Raw genomic sequence first — 15,344 nt, 5'->3', positions numbered from 1 at the left:
CTTGCTCCTCGTTGCTGTGTGCGTGTCTGAGCAGGACGCTCGGGCCCATTGTCCCGCACGCGCGCGTGCGGGGTGAGCGGGGGTACTCCCCCGGTCGCGCCGGTCGCCCGTGTGGGCTCAGGCCCCGGTCGGGTCCTCGCCGCGGTCGAGCGCCTTCCACAGGTCCTCGGGCCGGTCGGGGTCGACGGCGGGGGTCTTGGGGCGGGGCTGGGGCGTGCCGGTCCGCTCGTAGCGGCCGGACATGCCGGGCCACAGCCGGCCGTACCGCAGGGCGAGCAGCCCGGCCAGGAGGATCAGGGCGCCGCCGACGACCGCGACGTACGGCCAGGCGGTGTGGCTGAGGGCGTCGACGGAGGCCGAGGTGTCGCCGGAGGCCTGCGCGGCCTGCTCGTCGAGCGCGGCGCTGTCGGAGGCGCCGAGCAGGGCCGCGGCGACGATGCCGACGCCGGAGAGCGCCAGCAGGGCGGCGACGACCAGGCGGCCGGCGCGGCGGACCGCGAACACGGCGACGAGTGCGGCGAGGCCCACTATGGCGAGCGCCGCGGGAACGCCCGTGACGTCGCTGCCCTTGGCGGTCAGGGGGAAGGCGCCGCCGGCCACCGTCGCGGTGCCCTGCGACCACTCCTGCCGGGTGGCGAGCAGCGCCACGGCAGCGCCGAGGGCGCCGCTCAGCAGCGCGACGGCGAGGCTCAGGCGGCCGGCCCGGGCGGATCCGGGGGCTTCGGAACGGGGGTGAGGTACAGCAGTCACGTACCCCACTATCGCCTGAAGCCCGGGCGAACCGTCACCCGGGGTTCATCTCAGGCCTTTCCGAGCCGGTTCGCCGTGTGGACGGCCCGCAGGACCGCGGCCGCCTTGTTGCGGCACTCGGTGTCCTCGGCGACCGGGTCGGAGTCGGCGACGATGCCCGCGCCGGCCTGGACGTAGGCGGTGCCGTCGCGCAGGAGGGCCGTGCGGATGGCGATGGCGGTGTCGGAGTCCCCGGCGAAGTCGAGGTAGCCGACGCAGCCGCCGTAGAGGCCGCGGCGGGACGGTTCGAGTTCGTCGATGATCTGCATGGCGCGGGGCTTGGGGGCGCCCGAGAGGGTGCCGGCCGGGAAGCACGCGGTGAGCACGTCGAAGGCGGTGCGGCCCGGGGCGACGCGGCCCGTCACGGTCGAGACGATGTGCATGACATGCGAGTACCGCTCGACGGACATGAAGTCGACGACCTCGACCGAGCCGGGCTCGCAGACCCGTCCCAGGTCGTTGCGTCCCAGGTCCACGAGCATGAGGTGCTCGGCGCGTTCCTTGGGGTCGGCGAGCAGCTCGTCGGCGAGGGCCTGGTCCTCCTGTGGGGTGGCGCCGCGCCAGCGGGTGCCGGCGATGGGGTGCACCATGGCCCGGCCGTCCTCGACCTTGACCAGGGCCTCGGGGGACGAGCCGACGACGTCGAACCCGTCGAAACGGAACAGGTACATGTACGGGGAGGGGTTGGTGGCCCGCAGGACCCGGTAGACGTCCAGGGCGCTCGCGGTGCACGGCGTCTCGAAGCGCTGGGAGGGGACCACCTGGAAGGCCTCTCCGGCCCGGATGCGCTCCTTGATGTCCTCGACGGCCACCTGGAAGTCGGGGCCGCCCCACAGCGCGGTGTACTCGGGGAGCTCGGAGGGCGGGAGGACGGCCGGGGGCTGGGCGACCGCGCGGGAGAGGTCGGCCTCCATCGCGTCGAGGCGGGCGACGGCGTCGGCGTGTGCCTCGTCGACGCCCGTCTCCAGGTCGTTGTGGTTGATCGCGTTGGCGATCAGCAGGACCGAGCCCTCCCAGTGGTCCATGACGGCCAGGTCGCTGGTGAGGAGCATGGTCAGCTCAGGCAGCTTCAGGTCGTCGCGCTCGCCGGGGCCGATCTTCTCCAGGCGGCGGACGATGTCGTAGCCGAGGTAGCCGACCATGCCGCCGGTGAAGGGCGGCATGCCCTCCTGGTGGGGCGTGTGCAGGGTTTCGATGGTGGCGCGCAGGGCGGCGAGGGGATCGCCGTCGGTGGGGACGCCTACGGGCGGGGCGCCGAGCCAGTGGGCCTGGCCGTCGCGTGCGGTCAGCGTCGCGGCGGACCGCACGCCCACGAAGGAGTACCGGGACCACGAGCGGCCGTTCTCCGCGGACTCCAGCAGGAAGGTGCCGGGCCGCTCGGCGGCGAGCTTGCGGTAGAGCGCGACCGGGGTGTCGCCGTCGGCGAGGAGCTTGCGGGTGACGGGGATGACCCGCCGGTCGGTGGCGAGCTTGCGGAACGTCTCGAGGTCCATGGCCGCTGACCTTACTGATCCCGGGCGGGGCGGTCGGAGCCGCCGCCTTTGAGGAGCACGTCCTCGTCGAAACAGGTCCGGGCACCGGTGTGGCAGGCGGCGCCGACCTGGTCGACCTTGACGAGCACGGTGTCGGCGTCGCAGTCCAGGGCGACGGACTTCACCCACTGGAAGTGGCCGGAGGTGTCGCCCTTGACCCAGTACTCCCGGCGGCTGCGCGACCAGTACGTGCACCGGCCGGTGGTCAGGGTGCGGTGCAGCGCCTCGTCGTCCATCCAGCCGAGCATCAGCACCTCTCCGGTGTCGTACTGCTGGGCGATGGCGGGCAGGAGGCCGTCGGGGCTGCGCTTGATGCGCGCGGCGATCTCCGGGTCGAGGCGGCTGGGCGTGCTGGTCATGGTGACCATTGTGCCGCGCGCCACTGACGTGCCTGGTGGAGTGTCCACTGGGCGGACCGGGGGGCCGGTCGTAGGCTGGGCCGCATGTCGACCCATGCCAAGCGTGAACGACTTCTCCTCGCCGACCTGTTGGAGACCGCGGGCCCGGACGCGCCCACCCTGTGCGAGGGCTGGAGGACCCGGGACCTCGCCGCGCACGTGGTGGTGCGCGAGCGCCGCCCGGACGCCGCCGGCGGGATGCTGATCAAGCAGCTCGCGCCGCGCCTGGACAAGGTGATGGCGGAGTACACCGACAAGCCGTACGAGGAGCTGATCCAGCTGATCCGTACGGGTCCCCCGCGGTTCTCCCCCTTCTCCCTCAAGCCGGTCGACGAGGCGTCGAACATCATCGAGTTCTACGTCCACACCGAGGACGTGCGCCGCGCCCAGCCCGACTGGTCGCCGCGCGATCTCGACCCGGTGTTCCAGGACGCCCTGTGGTCCCGCCTGGAGCGCACCGCCCGCCTGATGGGCCGCGGCGTCCCGACGGGCCTGGTCCTGCGCCGCCCCGACGGCCAGACGGCGGTCGCCCACCGCGGCACCCCGGTGGTCACGGTCACCGGGGAGCCGTCCGAGCTGGTCCTGTTCTCCTACGGCCGCCAGAGCGCGGCCAAGGTCGACCTGGACGGCGACGAGAACGCGATCGCGAAACTCAACGAGTCCAAGCAGCTCGGGATCTGAGCGGGCATGCCGGAGCCCCGGTCGCGGCACGCGGCCGGGGCCTCTCGGCTGGCAGGGGCGGGTCACCGCACCGGGTGGCCCGCCTCCCGCAGCGTCTCCTTGACCTGGCCGATGCGCAGGTCCCCGAAGTGGAACACCGATGCGGCCAGGACCGCGTCCGCGCCGGCCTCGACGGCCGGGGGGAAGTCGCCCAGCCTGCCCGCGCCGCCCGAGGCGATGACGGGGACCGTGACGTGCTTGCGGACGGCCCGGATCATCTCCAGGTCGTAGCCGTCCTTGGTGCCGTCGGCATCCATCGAGTTGAGCAGGATCTCGCCCGCGCCCAGTTCCGCGGCCCGGTGGGCCCATTCGACGGCGTCGATGCCGGTGCCCTTGCGGCCGCCGTGGGTGGTGACCTCGAAGGAGCCCGACTCGGTGCGGCGGGCGTCGACCGACAGGACCAGCACCTGGCGGCCGAAGCGCTCGGCGATCTCGCGGATCAGGTCGGGGCGGGCGATGGCGGCGGTGTTGACGCCGACCTTGTCCGCTCCCGCCCGCAGCAGCTTGTCCACGTCCCCGGCGGTGCGGACGCCGCCGCCGACCGTGAGCGGGATGAACACCTGCTCGGCCGTGCGGCGCACGACGTCGTAGGTGGTCTCGCGGTCGCCCGACGAGGCGGTGATGTCCAGGAACGTCAGCTCGTCGGCGCCCTCGGCGTCGTACACCTTGGCCATCTCGACGGGGTCACCCGCGTCGCGCAGGTTCTGGAAGTTGACGCCCTTGACGACCCGGCCGTTGTCCACGTCCAGGCAGGGGATGACTCGGACCGCCAGGGTCATGAATCGTGCTCCTCTAGTGTTCTTCCGAAGGTGTCCCTCTGAATGCTTCCACTTCCACCGACACCAGGACCCGGGAGTCGATGAAGCCCTGCACGACCAGCAGAGTCGTGACCGGGCGTACGGCGTCGAACAGTTCCTTGTGGGCCCGGCCCACCGCGTCGACGTCCCGGGCGTGTGCCAGGTACACACGGGTGCGGATCACGGACTCGGGTGCGAGCCCGAGCTCGGCGATCGCCTCCAGGGCGGTGGTGAAGGCCACCTTGGCCTGCTCGTACGGGTCGCCCTCGCCGTAGAGCACGTCGCCCTTGAAGGCGGTCGTGCCCGCGACGAGCACACGGTCACCCGCCTCGACGGCGCGTGCAAAACCGAAGGACTCTTCCCAGGGACTTCCGCTCTGCACACGCCGCACGGTCATGACGACACAGCCTCCAAGGCCTCTTCAAGGGTGAACGCCTTCGCGTACAGCGCCTTCCCGACGATGGCTCCTTCGACACCGAGCGGGACGAGTTCGGCGATGGCCCGCAGGTCGTCGAGCGAGGAGACCCCGCCGGAGGCCACGACCGGGCGGTCGGTGGCGGCGCACACGTTGCGCAGCAGTTCCAGGTTCGGGCCCTGGAGCGTGCCGTCCTTGGCGATGTCGGTGACGACGTACCGCGCGCAGCCCTCCTTGTCGAGGCGCTCCAGCGTCTCGTAGAGGTCGCCGCCGTCGCGGGTCCAGCCGCGGCCGCGCAGGGTCGTGCCGCGGACGTCGAGACCGACGGCGATCTTGTCGCCGTGCTCCGCGATGACCTTGGCGACCCACTGCGGCGTCTCCAGGGCGGCCGTGCCCAGGTTGACGCGCTTGCAGCCGGTGGCGAGGGCGGCGGCGAGGGTGTCGTCGTCGCGGATGCCGCCGGAGAGCTCCACCTTGATGTCCATGGCCTGGGCGACCTCGGCGATCAGCTCACGGTTGTCGCCGGTGCCGAACGCGGCGTCCAGGTCGACCAGGTGCAGCCACTCGGCGCCGGAGCGCTGCCAGGCGAGGGCGGCCTCCAGCGGGGAGCCGTAGGAGGTCTCCGAGCCGGACTCACCGTGCACCAGACGGACGGCCTGGCCGTCACGGACGTCCACGGCTGGGAGGAGTTCGAGCTTGCTCACAGTGTTCCGATCCAGTTGGTGAGGAGCTGGGCTCCGGCGTCGCCGGACTTCTCGGGGTGGAACTGGGTGGCCCACAGGGCGCCGTTCTCGACGGCCGCGACGAACGGCTTGCCGTGCGTGGACCAGGTGACCTTGGGGGCCTCGATCGTCGGGTTGTGCGTCTCGAGCGACCAGTCGTGGACGGCGTAGGAGTGCACGAAGTAGAAGCGGGCGTCCGCGTCGAGGCCGGCGATCAGCTGCGAACCGGGCGCCGCCTCCACGGTGTTCCAGCCCATGTGGGGCACGATCTCGGCCTGGAGCGGCTCGACCGAGCCGGGCCACTCGTCGAGGCCCTCGCTCTCCACGCCGTGCTCGATGCCGCGTGCGAAGAGGATCTGCATGCCGACGCAGATGCCCATGACCGGACGGCCGCCGGAGAGCCGGCGGTCGACGATCCAGTCGCCGCGTGCCTCGCGCAGGCCCGTCATGCAGGAGGCGAAGGCGCCGACGCCGGGCACCAGCAGGCCGTCGGCGTTCATGGCCTTGTCGTAGTCACGCGTGATCTCGACGTCGGCTCCCGCGCGCGCGAGGGCGCGTTCGGCGGAACGGACGTTGCCGAAGCCGTAGTCGAAGACCACCACTTGCTTGCGGGGGCTGCTCAATTCCACACCTCCAGCCTCACCACACCGGCCGCCAGGCACATCGCGGCGCCGATCGACAGCAGCACGATGAGGCCCTTGGGCATCTTCTGCTTGATGAAGGAGTAGATCCCGCCGACGAGGAACAGGCCGACGACGATCAGCAGGGTCGAGGTGCCGTTCACAGGGCGCCCTTCGTGGAGGGGAGGATGCCGGCCGCGCGCGGGTCGCGCTCGGACGCGTACCGCAGGGCCCGGGCGAGCGCCTTGAACTGGCACTCCACGATGTGGTGCGCGTTGCGCCCGTAGGGCACGTGCACGTGCAGCGCGATCTGCGCCTGGGCCACGAAGGACTCCAGGATGTGCCGGGTCATGGTGGTGTCGTACTCGCCGATCATCGGCGCCATCTTCTCGGGCTCGGTGTGCACGAGGTAGGGGCGGCCGGACAGGTCGACGGTGACCTGGGCGAGGGACTCGTCCAGCGGGACCGTGCAGTTGCCGAAGCGGTAGATGCCGACCTTGTCGCCGAGGGCCTGCTTGAAGGCGGCGCCGAGGGCGAGGGCGGTGTCCTCGATGGTGTGGTGCGAGTCGATGTGCAGATCGCCCTCGGTCTTCACGGTGAGGTCGAACAGACCGTGCCGGCCGAGCTGGTCGAGCATGTGGTCGTAGAAGCCGACGCCGGTCTTGATGTCGGTCTTGCCGGTACCGTCGAGGTCGATCTCGACGAGGACCGAGGTCTCCTTGGTCACCCGCTCTATGCGTCCTACGCGGCTCATGCGCTCTGCTCCTTCTTCAGTTCACGTACCGCGTCGAGGAACGCGTCGTTCTCTTCGGGGGTTCCGGCGGTGACCCGGAGCCAGCCGGGCACGCCGTTGTCCCGGACCAGGACGCCCCGGTCGAGGATCTTCCGCCAGGTCTCGTGGGAGTCCTCGAAGTGGCCGAACTGCACGAAGTTCGCGTCCGACGCGGTCACCTCGTAGCCGAGGGCGAGCAGTTCGGTGACCAGGCGGTCCCGTTCGGCCTTGAGCTGCTCGACGTAGCCCAGCAGGGTGCCGGTGTGTTCCAGGGCGGCCAGGGCGGTGGCCTGGGTGACGGCCGACAGGTGGTAGGGCAGCCGGACCAGCTGGACGGCGTCGACGACGGCCGGGTGCGCGGCGAGGTAGCCCAGGCGCAGGCCCGCCGCGCCGAACGCCTTCGACATCGTGCGGGAGACGACGAGGTTCGGACGGCCCTCGATCAGCGGCAGCAGCGAGTCGCCGTGGCTGAACTCGATGTACGCCTCGTCGACGACGACCATCGACGGCTTGGCCGCCTGCGCGGCCTCGTACAGCGCGAGGACCGTCTCGGGCGGAACGGCCGTGCCGGTGGGATTGTTGGGAGTGGTGATGAAGACGACGTCCGGCTCGTTCTCGGCGATCGCCTTCTCGGCGGCGGCGAGGTCGATCGTGAAGTCCTCGTTGCGCGGGCCGGAGATCCAGCCCGTGCCGGTGCCGCGCGAGATGAGGCCGTGCATCGAGTACGACGGCTCGAAGCCGATGGCCGTGCGGCCCGGTCCGCCGAAGGTCTGCAGCAACTGCTGGAGGACCTCGTTGGAGCCGTTGGCCGCCCAGACGTTGGCCACGCCGACCTCGTGGCCGGAGGTGTCGGTGAGGTACTCGGCCAGCCGTGTGCGCAGCTCGACCGCGTCCCGGTCCGGGTAGCGGTTGAGGTTCCGGGCGGCCTCACGGACCCGCTCGGCGATCCGCTCGACCAGCGCCTCGGGCAGCGGGTAGGGGTTCTCGTTGGTGTTCAGCCGTACGGGGACGTCCAGCTGGGGCGCGCCGTAGGGGGACTTGCCGCGCAGCTCGTCCCGTACGGGGAGATCATCGATGCGTACGTCGCTCACTTGCCCTGGGGAACCTTCCAGTCGAACCTCGCCTTGATCGCCGCGCCGTGCGCGGGCAGGTCCTCCGCCTCCGCCAGCGTCACCACGTGGTGCGCGACCTCGGCCAGCGCGTCCTGCGTGTAGTCGACGATGTGGATGCCGCGCAGGAAGGACTGGACGGACAGGCCCGAGGAGTGGCAGGCGCAGCCGCCGGTGGGCAGGACGTGGTTGGAGCCCGCCGCGTAGTCGCCGAGGGAGACCGGGGCCCAGGGGCCGATGAAGATCGCCCCGGCGTTGCGGACGCGGTCGGCGACGGCGGCGGCGTCGGCCGTCTGGATCTCCAGGTGCTCGGCGCCGTACGCGTCGACCACCTTGAGGCCCTCGTCGACGCCGTCGACCAGCACGATCGCGGACTGCCTGCCCGACAGGGCCGGGACGATCCGGTCGTCGACGTGCTTGGTGGCGGCGACCTGCAGCTCCAGTTCCTTCTCGACCGCGTCGGCGAGTTCGACGGAGTCGGTGACGAGGACGGCGGCGGCCAGCGGGTCGTGCTCGGCCTGGCTGATCAGGTCGGAGGCGACGTGCACCGGGTCGGCCGTGTCGTCGGCGAGGACCGCGATCTCGGTCGGGCCGGCCTCGGCGTCGATGCCGATCCTGCCGGTGAAGTAGCGCTTGGCGGCGGCGACCCAGATGTTGCCGGGGCCGGTGACCATGTTCGCGGGCGCGCAGGACTCGGTGCCGTAGGCGAACATGGCGACGGCCGTGGCGCCGCCGGCCGCGTACACCTCGTCGACGCCGAGCAGCGCGCAGGCGGCGAGGATCGTCGGGTGCGGCAGGCCGCCGAAGTCGGCCTGGGCGGGCGAGGCGAGCGCGACGGACCCGACGCCGGCCTCCTGCGCCGGCACCACGTTCATGATCACGGAGGACGGATACACGGACCGGCCGCCGGGCGCGTAGAGCCCGACGCGGTCGACCGGCACCCACTTCTCGGTGACGCTACCGCCGGGCACGACCTGGGTGGCGTGGGTCTCGCGGCGCTGCTCGCGGTGGACGATCCGGGCGCGGCGGATGGACTCCTCCAGGGCCGCGCGCACGGCCGGGTCGAGCTCCTCCAGCGCGCGCGTGAGCGCGGCGGCCGGAACCCGCACCTGATCGAGCCTGACCCCGTCGAACCGCTCGGCCGCGTCGATCAGCGCCGCGTCGCCCCGATGATGCACGTCCTCGCAGATCGGACGCACCTTCTCCAGGGCGGCCGCTACGTCGAAGTCGGCTCGGGGCAGCAGGTCGCGCAGGGCGGGGCCCTCGGGAAGGGCGTCGCCGCGCAGGTCGATTCGGGAGATCACGTGCTCAATTCTCTCAGACCCGGGTGAGGCGTCGTCCGCGCGTATCAATGGCTGATACAGAGTGTCGCCGGACCCCGGAAGGTCCCCTTCACTTTGTGTGTTGGGGGCGTCACGCAGCGGGCATGAACGGATGTACGAAGGAAGTGACCCGTGAGTACCCGGGGAGGATGGAAAAGCTGTGACCGAGGGGGCCGGCGTCCGTGCCGGGGAGCTGCCCGAGGACCTGACCGCGGCCGAGGCCGGCATGTGGCAGGCCTTCCGCAACGGCACCGTGTACGACCTGAGCAGCGGCGACGCCGTGGTGGACGATCCGCACGGCGGCCACCCCTGGGGCGCTGAGCGGACCGTACGGGCCCGGATCGTGTGCTGGCTGCTGCTCGACGGCCCGCCCGCCCTGGCCGGCCGCGTGTCGTCCTTGAAGCTGATGGGCGTGCAGATCAGCGGCTCGCTGGACCTCGCGGGTGGCACGGTGGTGCCGTACGTCGAGATGCGCCGGTGCCGTTTCGAGCAGGACGTGCTGCTGCCGGAGGCCCGCTTCACGACCCTGCGGATGGTGGACTGCTCGGTGCCCCGGCTGGAGGCGGCCCGGGTGCACACCGAGGGCGATCTGCATCTGCCGCGCTGCCGCTTCCACCACGGCATCCGGCTCACGGACGCGCAGATCGGCACGGACCTGATGCTCAACCAGGCGATCGTGCACCGGGACCACAGCGGCCGGTCGATCGCCGCGGACGGCATGACCGTCGGCCAGGACTTACAGGCCGAGCTGCTGGCGTCGCACGGCGAGCTGAGCCTGCGCGCCGCCACCGTCGGCGTCTCCCTGAGCCTGCGCGGGGCGCGGCTGTCCAACCCCTACGAGCGGCTCGCGCTGAACGCCCCGCAGCTGACCGTCGAGCGCAGCCTCTATCTGACGCCGGCGGGGGTCGGCGCCCAGGCGATGAGCGGGATGACCCCGGCGCAGGGGACGCGGATCCAGCGCTTCGCCTGCGAGGGCGGTATCCGGCTGGACGACGGCCGGTTCGGCGACGCCGTCGACTTCGAGCAGGCCCGGTTCACCCTCACGGACGACCAGGAGCTGTCGCTGCGCCGGGTGCAGACGCCGGAGCTGCGGTTCCTCGGGGAGCAGCCGGTGCGCGGGCGGGTGGTGCTGTCCGGGGCGAAGGTCGTCAACCTGATGGACCGGGCGGACGCCTGGCCGGGCCCGGGGCGGCTGCACATGGGCGGTTTCGCCTACGAGAACCTGGTGCCGCGCGGGCCGTTCCCCCTGGCCGAGCGGCTGGACTGGGTGGCCGCGGCGACCGCCGAGTACAACCCGGAGCCGTACGAACGCCTCGCGTCCGTGCTGCGGGCCGGCGGGGAGGACGAGGACGCCCGCGAGGTGCTGCTCGCCAAGCAGCGCCGGCACCGCGAGAGCCTGCCGATGGCAGCCAAGCTGTGGGGCTACGCGCAGGACTGGACAGTCGCCTACGGATACCGGCCGGGCCGGGCCGCGGTGTGGATGGCGGTGCTGTGGGCGGCGGGCTCCCTCGCCTTCGCGCAGGCCGGCCATCCGCCGATGAAGCGGGGCGAACATCCGGAGTGGAACCCCACGCTCTTCACCCTCGATCTGCTGCTGCCGGTCATCGACCTGGGCCAGGTGGGCTTCTGGCAGCTGCGCGGGGCCTGGCAGTGGCTGGCGACGGCGATGATCCTGCTGGGCTGGATCCTGGCGACGACGGTGGCGGCGGGGGCGACGCGGCTGTTGCGGCGCAACTGATGGTGCTGGTGTGACCACAGTTATTGATCTGTCACGGTTTTACGTTCTCTTGACCATCGGATGTACAACTTTCCGTAGGTTCCATGAACAGTCTGGCGCCGTCATGACCAGCCGACTTTCAATGGTCGGCACCATGGCAATGCAGCTCCCGTTCATCCGCGCGAGCCGGATGGCAAGGACCTCCCCCCACCTCGTCGGCGAGCCGTGCGCCGGCGACGAGGTGCTGCTCGACGCGCCCGACGCCCGGCTGAGTCCGGCGCTGGTCGCCGCCGCCCGGGGCGACCACGGTCCGGCCGCGACCCTGCTCCTCGCCACCCGCGCGGCCTGCGAATGGGAGCGGCGCGACCGGTACGTGACCCGGCTGGCCGCCTTCGCCCGCTCGCGGCCCGAGTGGCTGGACGCCTGGCTCGCCATCGCCCCGCAGGACCCCGACGCGCTGCTGGTCGGGGCCCAGCTGGCGGTGGACCGTGCCTGGCAGTCACCGGCCCGGGCCGAGCTGCTGCGCGAGGTGAGCCCGCTGATCACGGCAGCCGCCCGGGGCGACCAGCGGGACCCCGTGCCGTGGCGGCTGGCGCTCGACCACGCCCGGGGCGCACAGGCGGGGCACACGTACTTCGAGGAGCTGTGGGCGGCGGCCGTACGCCGTGCCCCGCACCACTACGGCTGCCATGTGGCGGCCCTGCGCTACCTGGCCACCTACTGGCACGGCTCGCACCACGAGTGCTTCGACTTCGCCGACCGGGCGGCCCAGGACGCTCCCGCCGACGCGCTCGTCCAGGCCCTGCCGCTGCGGGCGGCCTTCGGCTACCTCACCGACCGGTGCGGGCCCGAGGTGCCGCGCGAGCGACTGGACGCGGCGGCCGACCGGGCGATCGCGCTGTCCCCGCTGCTTCCGGCGGCCGACCCCTGGCCGGCCCGGATGCGGAACCTCCTGATCTTCGTCCTGGCGCGCCTGGAGCGCTGGCCCGACGCCGCCGAGCAGCTGCGCCTGAACGGCCCGTACGCGACCTCCTTCCCCTGGGACCGGGTGTCGGACGACCCGCTCGGTCACTTCCTGCGGGTACGCGAGGACATCCTGGCGGGGGCGGTCGGGGCGGCCGGAAGCCCGTCCGGGCATCCCCGGAGTGAACGGGGCGGACGAGTCCGTCCCGGCGACCATTAGGCTTTTGCGTCGTGACCACCGTCCGGCTCCCCCTCTTCCCCCTGAACTCGGTGTTGTTCCCGGGGCTCGTGCTCCCGCTCAACGTCTTCGAGGAGCGGTATCGCGCCATGATGCGCGAGCTGCTGAAGACGCCCGAGGACGAGCCGCGCCGGTTCGCCGTCGTGGCGATCCGCGACGGCCACGAGGTGGCCCCGAGCGCGCCCGGCATGCCCGACCCGACGGCCCTGCCCGAGCGGGGGCCGGCGGCCGGTTTCGGCACGGACCCGGTGAAGGCGTTCCACAAGGTGGGCTGTATCGCGGACGCGGCGACGATCCGGGAGCGCACCGACGGCTCCTTCGAGGTGCTGGCGACCGGCACGACCCGGGTGAAACTGCTGTCGGTCGAGGCGTCCGGGCCCTTCCTGACGGCCGAGCTGGAGCCGCTGGAGGAGGAACCGGGCGACGAGGCCGCGCCGTTGGCGGAGGGGGTGCTGCGGTCCTTCCGCCAGTACCAGAAGCGGCTGGCCGGGGCGCGGGAGCGGTCCCTGGCGACGGGGGCCGACCTGCCGGACGAGCCGGGCGTGGTGTCGTACCTCGTGGCGGCCGCCATGATGCTGGACACCCCGACCAAACAGCGCCTGCTCCAGTCCCCGGACACCGCGTCCCGCCTGCGCGACGAGCTGAAACTCCTTCGCTCCGAGACGGCGATCATCCGTAGTCTGCCGTCGTTGCCGGCGTCGGAGCTGACGCGCGGCCCGATGAGCCTCAACTGAGCGGATCGGCATGGCGAAGAAGTCGAAGAAGCAGCAGCCGGGCGGCACTCCGGCGACGGTGGCCCTCACGGCGGCGGGCGCGGCCTACACGGTCCACTCCTACGACCACGACCCCGCGCACCCCTCCTACGGCGAGGAGGCGGCCGAGGCCATGGGCGTCTCCCCCGACCGCGTCTTCAAGACCCTGGTCGCGGACGTCGACGGCACCCTGACGGTCGCGGTGGTCCCGGTGGCGGGCCAACTGGACCTGAAGGCCCTGGCGGCGGCCGTGGGCGGCAAGCGCGCGGCGATGGCCGACCCGGCCCTGGCGGAGCGCACGACGGGCTATGTCAGGGGTGGCATCTCGCCCCTGGGCCAGCGCAAGAAGCTGCCGACGGTCCTCGACGCCTCGGCCTCCGCGCACGCGACGATCTGCGTGTCGGCGGGCAGAAGGGGCCTGGAGGTGGAACTCCCCCCGGCAACCCTGCAGAAGCTGACCGAGGCGGTCCTGGCTCCCATCGGCCGCTAGCGACCTCACGGCCCCGGCGTCCATCGGCCGCCGATGACGGACGCCCCCGACGTCCATCGGACGTCGGGTGATCCCGAGGCCCGTCGGCGGCAGGCGGCCCCGGCGTACATCGGCCACTGGCGGCAGGGCCGCCTTCCGCGCGCCCATCGGCCGTTGGCAGAGGCCGGTCCCGGTGTCGATCGGCCGTTGGCAGAGGCCCGTCCCGGTGTCGATCGGCCAGTCGCGGATCGGCGGCCGTCGGAAAAAGGCGGCCCCGCACCCGTCGGCCATCAGCGGCAGGCCACCCCACGCCCATCGGCCGCCGCGGCGGCCGACCCCGGCCTCTACCGGTCGTCGGCGGTGGGCGGTTGCGGATACGGCCCCGGCGCGAACTCCGGTTCCGGATCCCGAGGCCCGAACAACGCCATGAGCCCGAGATGCAACACCAGCGCGGCAAACGGCCAGGCCAGCAACGCCCCCTTCGCTCCCAGCTTCAGCGGCGCGGAGAATGTCACCCCCCGCCCCACTTCCCGCGCGTGGGCGATCACGTCCTCGGCGGGGCCGAGCCACACCCCGACCCGCCAGGCGAGCAGCGACCCGAGCAGCCCCCCGAGGGCCAGCCCCACCACCAGCGGCACGCCCCCGCGCCGCCGCAGCAGGAAGACGACCAGCGCGCTGACCGCTCCGAAGGCCAGGCCGAGCAGCGTGAACGTGCCGTCGACTCCGATCGCCTGCTCCCCCTCGGTGTCCTTGAGGTAGACGACCCAGTTCTTCTCCACCACGTCGCCGACCAGCGGCACGTGCGGCGCCAGCCACCACCACAGCACCCCGAGCAGCACCCCGCCGAGCGCCACGGCCAGGGCGATCACCGCGGCCTCCCGCAGTTCCGTCTTCATCCCGGGGCCGTCCTGTCCGTACCAGCCGGGGCCTGCGTACTCGGCGTGCTGGGACCCGGGAGCCGCAGGCCCGGCGTCCGGCGGCTGCCACGAACCCTGTGCGGAGTGTCCATGCGGCGGCGGTGGCGGAGTCAGTGGTGCGGTCACCCTGCCATCGTGCCAGGCCCGCCTGTGTGCCGCGTCACCGGACGACCGCTCCCCGCTCAACGGACGGCCGCCCGGCGGTACGCCCAGGTCGCCACGGCCAGCGAGACGACGCCCACGGCCCCGCACACCGCGAGGTCGCCGAGCACGAAGGCCCAGTCGGGATGCGGCCCGAACGTGCGCGCGAAGGCCTCCACGCCGTACGTCGAGGGCAGCAGGTCCCGCGCGAAGCGCACGACCTCGGGCATCCGGTCCGCCGGCAGCACGCCCAGCAGCAGCGCCGCCGACATGCCCAGCTGCCCCAGCAGCGTGGCCAGTTCCGGCCGGGGCGCGAGCAGCCCCAGCGCCGCACCGAGCCCGGCGAGCGCGGCGCCCGCGAGCGGAATCACGGCCATGAGGACCCACAGGTGGGCCATCGGCAGCCCGAACAGCACACAGCCGAACACCGCGGTCACGACCGTCCCGGGCACGGTGAACGACGCGTACGCGCCGGCCGCGCCCAGCACCACCGCCGCCGGCGGCACGGGCAGCGTCGCGTAGTGGTCGAGCCCGCCACTGGCCCGCAGCTGCCCGAAGTACTGCGCGAGCAGGTTCAGCGCGACGAAGGCGACCACGAGGACCGACGATCCGGCGACCACGGCCTGCGCCTCCGCCCCGTCGTCCACGACCCCGCGCATCAGGATCATGATCCCGACGGACTGGAAGGTCGCCACGAACAGCAGCGGGATCCGCGCCACCCTCGCCCGGGACAGCTGGGCCCGGTACACGGCCGCCAGCGACGGCCACAGCCGCGCCCGGGGCCCGAGCTCGGCCGCGCCCGCGGCGGGCTCCTCCACGGCCAGGGCACTGCCCGGCAGGACATCGGCGGGTACGACACTCACGTCGCGCTGCTCCCCTTCGCTCGGGTCCACTGCGGCAGTCGCCTGTTCGGTACGGATGCGGCGGCCGGTGTGCTCACGGCCCGCGTGT

At 72.5% G+C, this 15,344-nt stretch carries 18 protein-coding genes; 5 read left to right on the top strand and 13 right to left on the bottom strand.

Annotated features, from left to right (window positions below; genetic code table 11):
* Positions 1 to 117: 117 nt before the first annotated feature.
* Genes ABT116_RS14310 through hisI form a run of 3 tightly spaced genes read right to left on the bottom strand, consistent with a single transcriptional unit; the run spans position 118 to position 2,680 of the window.
* Positions 118 to 759, bottom strand: a complete 642-nt coding sequence (locus ABT116_RS14310; RefSeq protein WP_351632385.1) for a TIGR02234 family membrane protein — start codon at positions 757 to 759, stop codon at positions 118 to 120.
* 41 nt (positions 760 to 800) lie between these two features.
* On the bottom strand, positions 801 to 2,282 hold the full coding sequence (locus ABT116_RS14305) for an anthranilate synthase component I (protein ID WP_351632382.1): 1,482 nt from the start codon (positions 2,280 to 2,282) through the stop codon (positions 801 to 803).
* 11 nt (positions 2,283 to 2,293) lie between these two features.
* On the bottom strand, positions 2,294 to 2,680 hold the full coding sequence (hisI, locus tag ABT116_RS14300; protein ID WP_351632380.1) for a phosphoribosyl-AMP cyclohydrolase: 387 nt from the start codon (positions 2,678 to 2,680) through the stop codon (positions 2,294 to 2,296).
* An 84-nt stretch (positions 2,681 to 2,764) separates the two neighbouring features.
* Between hisI and ABT116_RS14295 the strand changes: the two genes are divergently transcribed.
* Complete coding sequence (locus ABT116_RS14295) at positions 2,765 to 3,400, top strand: TIGR03085 family metal-binding protein (RefSeq protein ID WP_351632378.1); 636 nt, start codon at positions 2,765 to 2,767, stop codon at positions 3,398 to 3,400.
* Positions 3,401 to 3,462: 62 nt separating this feature from the next.
* On the opposite strand, the gene hisF is transcribed toward ABT116_RS14295, so the two are convergent.
* The 8 genes from hisF to hisD are packed head-to-tail and all read right to left on the bottom strand — an operon-like array spanning position 3,463 to position 9,178.
* A complete protein-coding gene (hisF, locus tag ABT116_RS14290; RefSeq protein ID WP_351632376.1) occupies positions 3,463 to 4,218 on the bottom strand; it encodes an imidazole glycerol phosphate synthase subunit HisF in 756 nt (251 codons plus the stop codon).
* A gap of 13 nt (positions 4,219 to 4,231) precedes the next feature.
* Complete coding sequence (locus tag ABT116_RS14285; RefSeq protein WP_351632375.1) at positions 4,232 to 4,633, bottom strand: RidA family protein; 402 nt, start codon at positions 4,631 to 4,633, stop codon at positions 4,232 to 4,234.
* The gene (gene priA, locus ABT116_RS14280; RefSeq protein WP_351632373.1) at positions 4,630 to 5,355 is read right to left on the bottom strand and encodes a bifunctional 1-(5-phosphoribosyl)-5-((5-phosphoribosylamino)methylideneamino)imidazole-4-carboxamide isomerase/phosphoribosylanthranilate isomerase PriA; all 726 of its coding nucleotides are present in this window, start codon (positions 5,353 to 5,355) and stop codon (positions 4,630 to 4,632) included. Before priA ends, ABT116_RS14285 begins: the two co-directional genes overlap by 4 nt.
* Positions 5,352 to 5,996, bottom strand: coding sequence for an imidazole glycerol phosphate synthase subunit HisH (gene hisH, locus ABT116_RS14275; protein ID WP_502983866.1), 645 nt, complete (start codon positions 5,994 to 5,996; stop codon positions 5,352 to 5,354). The genes priA and hisH overlap by 4 nt, the downstream gene beginning before the upstream one ends.
* A complete protein-coding gene (locus ABT116_RS14270) occupies positions 5,993 to 6,157 on the bottom strand; it encodes a CG2302 family histidine operon protein (RefSeq protein WP_030848333.1) in 165 nt (54 codons plus the stop codon). Before ABT116_RS14270 ends, hisH begins: the two co-directional genes overlap by 4 nt.
* Positions 6,154 to 6,747 (bottom strand): imidazoleglycerol-phosphate dehydratase HisB, encoded by a 594-nt coding sequence (gene hisB, locus ABT116_RS14265; protein ID WP_053671868.1) that lies wholly within the window; start codon positions 6,745 to 6,747, stop codon positions 6,154 to 6,156. Before hisB ends, ABT116_RS14270 begins: the two co-directional genes overlap by 4 nt.
* Complete coding sequence (locus tag ABT116_RS14260; RefSeq protein ID WP_351632367.1) at positions 6,744 to 7,856, bottom strand: histidinol-phosphate transaminase; 1,113 nt, start codon at positions 7,854 to 7,856, stop codon at positions 6,744 to 6,746. The genes hisB and ABT116_RS14260 overlap by 4 nt, the downstream gene beginning before the upstream one ends.
* Positions 7,853 to 9,178 (bottom strand): histidinol dehydrogenase, encoded by a 1,326-nt coding sequence (gene hisD, locus ABT116_RS14255; protein ID WP_351632364.1) that lies wholly within the window; start codon positions 9,176 to 9,178, stop codon positions 7,853 to 7,855. Before hisD ends, ABT116_RS14260 begins: the two co-directional genes overlap by 4 nt.
* Before the next feature lie 178 nt (positions 9,179 to 9,356).
* Between hisD and ABT116_RS14250 the strand changes: the two genes are divergently transcribed.
* The 4 genes from ABT116_RS14250 to ybaK all read left to right on the top strand — a co-directional run bounded on the left by ABT116_RS14250 (position 9,357) and on the right by ybaK (position 13,356).
* A complete protein-coding gene (locus tag ABT116_RS14250) occupies positions 9,357 to 10,934 on the top strand; it encodes an oxidoreductase (RefSeq protein ID WP_351632361.1) in 1,578 nt (525 codons plus the stop codon).
* A 121-nt stretch (positions 10,935 to 11,055) separates the two neighbouring features.
* Entirely contained in the window at positions 11,056 to 12,096 is a 1,041-nt protein-coding gene (locus ABT116_RS14245) for a hypothetical protein (RefSeq protein WP_351632390.1), read from the top strand.
* A gap of 11 nt (positions 12,097 to 12,107) precedes the next feature.
* Entirely contained in the window at positions 12,108 to 12,848 is a 741-nt protein-coding gene (locus tag ABT116_RS14240; RefSeq protein WP_351632358.1) for an LON peptidase substrate-binding domain-containing protein, read from the top strand.
* Positions 12,849 to 12,858: 10 nt separating this feature from the next.
* Positions 12,859 to 13,356 (top strand): Cys-tRNA(Pro) deacylase, encoded by a 498-nt coding sequence (ybaK, locus tag ABT116_RS14235; RefSeq protein WP_351632355.1) that lies wholly within the window; start codon positions 12,859 to 12,861, stop codon positions 13,354 to 13,356.
* 323 nt (positions 13,357 to 13,679) lie between these two features.
* Here ybaK and ABT116_RS14230 read toward each other — a convergent pair whose 3' ends face one another.
* Together ABT116_RS14230 and ABT116_RS14225 are read right to left on the bottom strand one after the other, a co-directional pair.
* On the bottom strand, positions 13,680 to 14,378 hold the full coding sequence (locus ABT116_RS14230; protein ID WP_351632352.1) for an AAA family ATPase: 699 nt from the start codon (positions 14,376 to 14,378) through the stop codon (positions 13,680 to 13,682).
* A 56-nt stretch (positions 14,379 to 14,434) separates the two neighbouring features.
* Positions 14,435 to 15,256: an ABC transporter permease gene (locus tag ABT116_RS14225; protein ID WP_351632350.1), complete on the bottom strand. Its 822-nt coding sequence runs from the start codon at positions 15,254 to 15,256 to the stop codon at positions 14,435 to 14,437.
* Between the last annotated feature and the right edge of the window lie 88 nt (positions 15,257 to 15,344).

It is taken from the genome of Streptomyces sp. NPDC002130, assembly GCF_040296465.1.
Taxonomy (GTDB): domain Bacteria; phylum Actinomycetota; class Actinomycetes; order Streptomycetales; family Streptomycetaceae; genus Streptomyces.
Note: the sequence above shows the minus strand (reverse complement) of the source record. Positions and strands in the feature narration are given on the sequence as shown.

Excerpts from the sequence above, each read along its gene's own strand:
- ABT116_RS14305 (WP_351632382.1), bottom strand. The coding sequence starts at position 2,282 with ATGGACCTCGAGACGTTCCGCAAGCTCGCCACCGACCGGCGGGTCATC.
- hisI (WP_351632380.1), bottom strand. The coding sequence starts at position 2,680 with ATGACCAGCACGCCCAGCCGCCTCGACCCGGAGATCGCCGCGCGCATC.
- ABT116_RS14295 (WP_351632378.1), top strand. The coding sequence starts at position 2,765 with ATGTCGACCCATGCCAAGCGTGAACGACTTCTCCTCGCCGACCTGTTG.
- hisF (WP_351632376.1), bottom strand. The coding sequence starts at position 4,218 with ATGACCCTGGCGGTCCGAGTCATCCCCTGCCTGGACGTGGACAACGGC.
- ABT116_RS14285 (WP_351632375.1), bottom strand. The coding sequence starts at position 4,633 with ATGACCGTGCGGCGTGTGCAGAGCGGAAGTCCCTGGGAAGAGTCCTTC.
- hisB (WP_053671868.1), bottom strand. The coding sequence starts at position 6,747 with ATGAGCCGCGTAGGACGCATAGAGCGGGTGACCAAGGAGACCTCGGTC.
- ABT116_RS14245 (WP_351632390.1), top strand. The coding sequence starts at position 11,056 with ATGGTCGGCACCATGGCAATGCAGCTCCCGTTCATCCGCGCGAGCCGG.
- ybaK (WP_351632355.1), top strand. The coding sequence starts at position 12,859 with ATGGCGAAGAAGTCGAAGAAGCAGCAGCCGGGCGGCACTCCGGCGACG.